Source organism: uncultured Campylobacter sp. (assembly GCF_937997465.1).
Taxonomy (GTDB): Bacteria; Campylobacterota; Campylobacteria; order Campylobacterales; family Campylobacteraceae; genus Campylobacter_A.
Genome location: NZ_CALKTQ010000052.1, coordinates 1 through 6,812, shown reverse-complemented (window position 1 = coordinate 6,812; position 6,812 = coordinate 1). Strand labels below are relative to the sequence as shown.

Genomic DNA, 6,812 nt, shown 5'->3' with positions numbered 1-6,812 from the left:
TATATCAGCTCTATGCCTACGGCAAAAAATACGAGTGCGACAAGCTTTATCTCATTTACCCAAAAATAGACGGCGTAGAGCAAGAGTCTATGAAATTCAGATACGAAGATGAAATGTGGCTTGAAATTTTGTATTTTGGCCTAGAAAATGACTACGACAACGATGAGCTTATAAAAATTTACTAGTCTAAATTATATATTATCTGCTTGTATATTAGCCGTACAACAGTTGGCTCTTTGTCTAGATTGCAGTTTACAATATACACGCAACCGAACTTCATCCGCAAAACCCGTCAAATTTAAACGTATCTGCTAATCTCTATCAAATTTCCGTCCGGGTCGCGCACGTAGATTGAGCTTATCGCTCCAAGCGCTCCGGTTCGTGACACGATACCCTGCTCTACGGCGATGCCGGCAACCTCTAGCTCCTCCAAAACTAGCTCAAGCGGCGTATCGGTAAGCAAGCAAATATCGGCCGTTCCCACGTTTGCATTCATGGCGTTTGGCAAAATCTCCTCGCCTTTTACGTGCAAATTTATCTTTTGCGAGCCAAAGGCCAGGGCCTTGCGTCCGTTTGAAAAATCAATCTCGCGCATACCCAGCACGCGCACGTAAAAATCAAGCGTCCGTTGTAAATCAGCAACCGTTAAAACGATATGATCGATCGAAGCGATACGCATAAATTCTCCTTTTAAATCAAATTTAACCAAACATTGCTCGTCAAAAACGTCAAATTTGACGGCGTAAATTTAAAGCCGCTCGGCGTCAAATTTTGCGGTGCAGGTAAAACGCGCAAACTAAAATATAATTTAAATTTACGTCTGTTTATAGGCCGTCAAATTTAACCGACTAAACCAAATTTACACTCAAATTTTACTCCCGAAAGCCTTAAAATACGAAATAGTAAATAATGATTTAAAAATAGTTTAAATATTTAAACTATTTGCTAGAAAAATAAAAGTTTAATTTTCATAAGAGTATAATCTCGATTATTCTTCAAAAACCGTTGAAAGGAAAGTAATGTCCGTAAAACAAGAAAGACGAGATTTTATCGGTCTAGCGTTTGGCGCGGTAGCCGCAGTCGGCGGCGCAGCGACTCTCGTAGCCGTTAAAAAGACCTGGGACCCGCTTCCTAGCGTAAAGGCGGCCGGATTTACGACTGTAGATCTTAGCCCAATGAAAGACGGCGAGATGCGCCAGATCGAGTGGCGTAAAAAGCCGATATTTGTTCTAAAAAAGGACGCTTCTATGGCGCCTAACGACAAGCGCGATATCGTAGTAGATGGCGCTAGATATATGGTCGCGATCGGGCTTTGTACGCATCTTGGCTGTATTCCCGAGTGGAAACCTGGCAAACAAGTTTTCGTTTGCGCCTGTCACGGAGGCGAATTCAACGCAGACGGCGTAAATACCTTCGGCCCTCCTCCTCGACCGCTAGACATACCGCCGTTTAAGATAGACGGTACGAAACTCGTTCTGGGCGAAACCAGCCCCGAATACGAAAAACTAGCGGCTCAAGCGTAAGGAGGGAAAAATGCACATCAGAAAATCAACGGGCGTTTTAGACTGGCTGGATCAAAGGATCGCCCTAAACAAGCTAATGAAAGTCCTCGTCAGCGAATACTGGATACCGAAAAATATAAATTTCCTCTGGGCGATGGGCGTTATACTCACGACGCTTTTTGCGTTGCTTATTTTTACCGGATTTATGCTAGTTATGTACTATAAACCGGATATAAATTTAGCCTTTGATAGCGTAAATTTTACCATAATGAAAGAGGTCGAGTACGGCTGGCTATGGCGTCACATACATGCGGTTGCGGCTTCGGTCGTATTTTTAATCATCTACATACACACCTTTACGGCGATCTACTACGGCTCTTATAAAAAAGGTCGCGAGATGATTTGGGTGAGCGGTATGTTGCTCTTCATCCTGTTTTCAGCCGAGGCTTTTAGCGGATATATGCTACCTTGGGGTCAGATGAGCTACTGGGCGGCGATGGTTATCACGAATTTATTCGGCGGTATCCCGGTTATCGGGGACGCGGTAGTCGAGTGGATCAGAGGCGACTATGCCGTTAGCGATCCGACTTTGACGAGATTTTTCATGCTTCACGTATGCTTGCTACCGATCGTGCTGATCGCAGTCGTCGCGATACACTTTTATACCCTTCGCGTCCCGCACGTAAATAATGAAACGGGCGAAGAGATAGACTTTGATATCGAGGCTGAAAAATATCTAAGCGGCGATAAGAAAAATGCTAAAGTTATTCCGTTTTGGCCGGGATTTTTGGCAAAAGACTTTATGTACATCGGCTTTTTTATGATTTTCTTTTTCTATTTAGTCTGTTTTCATTTCAACTTCGCGATGGATCCGATAAATTTCGAGCCGGGCAACCCGCTAAAAACGCCTCCGCACATCTATCCTGAGTGGTACTTCTTGTGGCAGTACGAGATTTTACGCGGATTTTTCTTCGATATTTTCGGCTTTAAAGCCTACAATATCGGCCTTATCGCATTTGCGATCGCGGGCGTGGCGCTATTTTTCATGCCGCTTTATGACAGAAGCGACGTCGTGGCTCCGGCTCACGAGAGAAAAGGCTTTTTTGTATGGTTCTGGCTGCTAGTGGTCGATATGATCGTGCTTACGATCTTCGGTAAGCTACCTGCCGACGGCGTGACGCTTGGTATTTCAAACTCATGGATAGGATTTTACTCGACCATTACGTTTTTCGTTCTGCTTTTTGTCGTTTTACCTATCATAACGACTCTTGAGAAAAAAGGAGCGGTAAAATGAGAGAGTTAAAAATTTTTATAATCGTAGTTATTTTAACCGGCGTAACATACTGGGGTATAGAGCCTTACGCGCATAACATCATGCATCCGCACGTCGGCGCGGCCGATTACGACTTTGGCGCCGAGGATATAAATCAAGCCAAATCCGTAGTAGAAGCTAGACAAAAAGCCCTTGATGCGACAAAAGCTCTGAATGACGAGAAAAAAGTCGCCGGAGCACAAAAAGATCTTGAAGAGGCACAAAAATCTCTCGAAGACTACACTGCGTTTTGGAACGATATAAAGGCTATAAATTTAGCCAAAGGCGACGCGACTAAAGGCGCAGAAACCTTTGCAAATGCTGGCTGCGCAGGCTGTCACGGAGTCGAGGCTGCGGGTATGCCGACAGCTATGAGCGCTGCTGAACTTAGCGAAGCGTACGGCGTAGTGCCGCCTGATCTTAGCAGCGCGGGAGCGATATACGACGAGCATTTCTTGGCAGCCCTTATCAAAGATCCGACCAAGGCGCTAAAACTAACGCATAAATTTAACGACGAGCATCCTTATCCGATGCCTCCGTTTTTCGGAGCCGGCGGAGAGGATCCAAATGCCGAGATAGCTGATATGGTTGCATATCTAAAGTCTATCGCGCCTAAAGAGATCAGCGACGAGAAGGTATTTCGCGACGCGTGCCAGAGATGCCACGATATGAAATACGAAAACAAATACGTTCTAACTAACCGCGTAAATTTGGCTGCCTACATGGGCTCAAACCCTCCTGATTTATCGATGATGATCCGCTCAAAAGGCGATGATTATCTGCATAAATTTATAAACGACACGCAAAAAATGCTACCGGGCACCTCGATGCCTCGCGTAGGTCTAAATAAAGCTAGCGAGGACAAAGTCGTAGCCTATATGGCAAAAGCGGGCGACGCTAAAAAAGCCGAGCGCGAAAGCCTAGGCATAAATGCGATGATCTACTTCTTGATTTTCGGTATATTCGGATGGCTTTGGAAACGCAAAGTTTGGTCTGAATTACACTAAAATTTGAGCCCGACTCCGGGCTCAAATTTCTCTTTAAATTTATTCCTTAATTTCTAAAATTTATCTACCGTTTTAGAAGCCGTCGTAAAATTTATTCAGCACTCGCGATGCCTTGTCTGGGCTCAAATTTGACTACAAGCAAATACTAATTTTACGTGCCTATATTTTAAATTTGAATACGTTTTGAGCGCAATAAAAACTATAAATATACATTTTACAGCATTTTTAAGAACATGTTACGAATCCTACTTTTTACGCCATGGACGAAGCAATACGGCAAGATCATTTGGATTTTCTTGGCGGCGGCGAGCTAAGTAGCGTGATTTATAGACGCATTTTTAAGTTAGAGCTCAGCTTGTTTTGGTTTTTTCATAATTTTTCTTGATTTAGGTTGTCTTTAAATTTATTTCCCGATGTTAAAATCGGCTATCAATTTTGATTTGCAAATTTCAAAAAAAGGGTAAATATGAACGGTCTCAAATTTACGGTCAAGCTTTTTGCGACCATCGCGGTGCTTTGCCTCGGACTAAATTTAAGCGCTAGCGAGCTGGAGGGCAGATGGAGCATCGTCTCGGCAAACATAGACGGGCAGGAGGTGCAAACAGCGGGACAAAAGTGCTTTGAGGATTCGTTTTTCGAGGTTAGCGGCCGCGAGGCAAAGCTAGGCCTTAGCTCCGTAGGCGAGGACGGCGCGTGCAAAAGCGGCGCGGCAAGCTACGCCTTTAAAAGCATAGGTGCTGGCAAATACGCGCTAGGTCCTATCGGCGAGTTTTGGCTAGAAAAAGACACGCTAAAAGTAAAGCAGTCCTTAGACGGCGGCAATTTTATCGTCTTTTCTTTCAAAAAAGACGCGGCCGCAAACAAGGCCGTGGCAACGGCAACCGGCTCAAATTTGAGCACAGACGAGCTAGAGGGCAGATGGGAGATCGACTCGGTTTCAGCACAGGGGCAGACGTTTAAAACGGCTGGCCAAAAGTGCTTTGAAGATTCGTTTTTCCAGATAGCAGGCGGCAAAGCAACGGTCAGTATCGTAGCGGCAAATCCGGACGGCACGTGCAAAACCGGCGCGGGAGAAAGCGGCTACAAAAGCCTTGGCGCAGGTAGGTACGCGCTAGATAACGATGCGGGCGAATTTAGGCTGAAAAACGGCTCGCTCGAATACGAACAAAGCGCAGGCGGCGTCTTGTTTACCTTTAAAAAAAGCCGCACGGCGCAGGCTAGCTCAAATCAAGCGCAAGCCAAATCAAGCTCAAATTTAGAGCCCGAAAAAGACCCTAACGTCAAGCATAGCGACGCGGGAGCGAGCAAAAAAGGCACAGGCGTGTTTGCAGGCAAGTGGATCTTTATAAACACCAATACCGACATATCCTTTTATCTGCGTGACGACGGCACGTATTGCGATGACCTTGGTAAGCCCGACTGGCGCACGCGCATCGACGGCACGTATAAAAAAGACGGCAAAAAAATCGTACAAACCGCCAACGACGGCGAGCAAAGCACATATAGCTGCGAGGATGCGGATTGCACGTTTTTGTGGAGCGACGGCGGATACCATCTCTTTAACGCTCAAATCTTAAATGAGGTGCCAAAGGGCAGCTACTCGTTTACCTCCGTTGGCTCCATGTCCGTTTACAACGCCTCGGGCGATTTGGACGTTGTTGGCGGAGGCGTGAGCGGGTACTATGACTTCGACGGCAAAGGCCGCTTCAAGGACGGCAGTTCGTCCTACTCCTCCGCCGCCATGAGCAATGTGGGCGGCGGAGGAACAAGATCTAGCAGTAGCGCGGGCTCATATACGCTAGATGCGGGCGAGCTCACGCTCAGATACGACGACGGACGGACGCAGCGACATAGCTTTTTTTATATCCCGCCTACTAGCGAAGGCAAGGCGGGCGGAGCGGTCGTCGACGGCGCGATATATTTTTTGGACGAATAGCAAAACCAGGGCAAATTTGCCGTATTCGGTAAATTTGCGGACGGGTTCGCGCAAACCAAGCCCAAATTTATGAAAGGAAAAACATGGCTAAATTTAAATTTTTTGCAATCCTCGCGGTGCTTTGCCTCGGGTTAAATTTAAGCGCCAGCGAGCTGGACGGCAGGTGGAGTATCGTCTCGGTTACGGCGCAGGGACAGACGTTTAAAACGGCCGGACAAAAGTGCCTCGAAGACTCTTTTATCGAGGCTAGCGGCGATAGCGCGCGCCTAAGCCTAAGTAGCGCGGACGGTAAATCCTGCGAAAAAGCCGAACAAAACTTCGCTCTAAAAAACCTAGGCGGTGGTAGATACTCGCTTGGCGGCGGCGAGCTACGGCTAAATAACGGCTCGCTCGAATACAAACAAGGTACGGACAGCGGCGAGATCGTATTTACCTTTAAAAAAGACGAGGTAAATTTAGCCGGCATCGTAAACGGCGCCGTAAATCAAGCCGGCCTCGGCGGGTCAAATTTAAGCGAGATTGAGGGCAGATGGGAGCTAGTCTCGCTAAAGGCGCAGGGGCAGAGCTTTAAAGTCGCGGGGCAAAAGTGCTTCGGCGACTCGTTTTTTGAGATCGGAGGCAATGAAGCGACGGTAGGCATCGTGGGCGTAAATCCGGACGGCTCGTGCAACAATAGTGCGGGCAAAAGCGGCTACGAAAGTCTAGGCGGCGGCAAATACGCGCTTAGCGCTAAAGGGCTGGGCGAGTTTTGGCTAAAAGACGGCATGCTCGAATACAAACAAGTCGCGGACGGGCAAGAGGTCTTGTTCGTCTTTAAAAAAAGCGCAAGTAGCACGCAAGCAAAAGTAAGCAAATCAAGCTCAAATTCGGTCGAGTCCGCAAAACCCGCAAAGGACTCTAGCGTCAAACATAGTAGCGCCGGGGCGAGCAAAAAAGGCTCGGGGGTATTTGGCGGTACGAAATTTAACATGCTTTTAAACACGAGCGAAGATTATTCCTTTTATCTACGCGACGACGGCACCTACGCTAGCCGCCTAGAAAAGCCCGACTGGCGC

Annotated in this window: 7 protein-coding genes; 6 read left to right on the top strand and 1 reads right to left on the bottom strand. The window is 47.0% G+C overall.

Going from position 1 to position 6,812, the window contains the following annotated elements:
- Positions 1–185, top strand: a 185-nt coding sequence (locus Q0546_RS01590; protein ID WP_298789919.1) for a hypothetical protein, incomplete at its 5' end; no start/stop codon positions are given.
- Between the two features lie 113 nt (positions 186–298).
- On the opposite strand, the gene Q0546_RS01585 is transcribed toward Q0546_RS01590, so the two are convergent.
- A complete protein-coding gene (locus Q0546_RS01585; RefSeq protein ID WP_298789917.1) occupies positions 299–679 on the bottom strand; it encodes a VOC family protein in 381 nt (126 codons plus the stop codon).
- A gap of 340 nt (positions 680–1,019) precedes the next feature.
- Here Q0546_RS01585 and Q0546_RS01580 point away from each other — a divergent pair, with 340 nt between their 5' ends.
- The 5 genes from Q0546_RS01580 to Q0546_RS01560 all read left to right on the top strand — a co-directional run.
- Entirely contained in the window at positions 1,020–1,523 is a 504-nt protein-coding gene (locus Q0546_RS01580; RefSeq protein WP_004322319.1) for a Rieske 2Fe-2S domain-containing protein, read from the top strand.
- A gap of 10 nt (positions 1,524–1,533) precedes the next feature.
- A complete protein-coding gene (locus tag Q0546_RS01575) occupies positions 1,534–2,796 on the top strand; it encodes a cytochrome bc complex cytochrome b subunit (protein ID WP_004322317.1) in 1,263 nt (420 codons plus the stop codon).
- Positions 2,793–3,821: a c-type cytochrome gene (locus tag Q0546_RS01570; RefSeq protein WP_298789914.1), complete on the top strand. Its 1,029-nt coding sequence runs from the start codon at positions 2,793–2,795 to the stop codon at positions 3,819–3,821. Before Q0546_RS01575 ends, Q0546_RS01570 begins: the two co-directional genes overlap by 4 nt.
- A gap of 466 nt (positions 3,822–4,287) precedes the next feature.
- Complete coding sequence (locus tag Q0546_RS01565) at positions 4,288–5,757, top strand: hypothetical protein (protein ID WP_298789912.1); 1,470 nt, start codon at positions 4,288–4,290, stop codon at positions 5,755–5,757.
- 83 nt (positions 5,758–5,840) lie between these two features.
- Positions 5,841–6,812, top strand: a 972-nt coding sequence (locus Q0546_RS01560) for a hypothetical protein (protein ID WP_298789910.1), incomplete at its 3' end; no start/stop codon positions are given.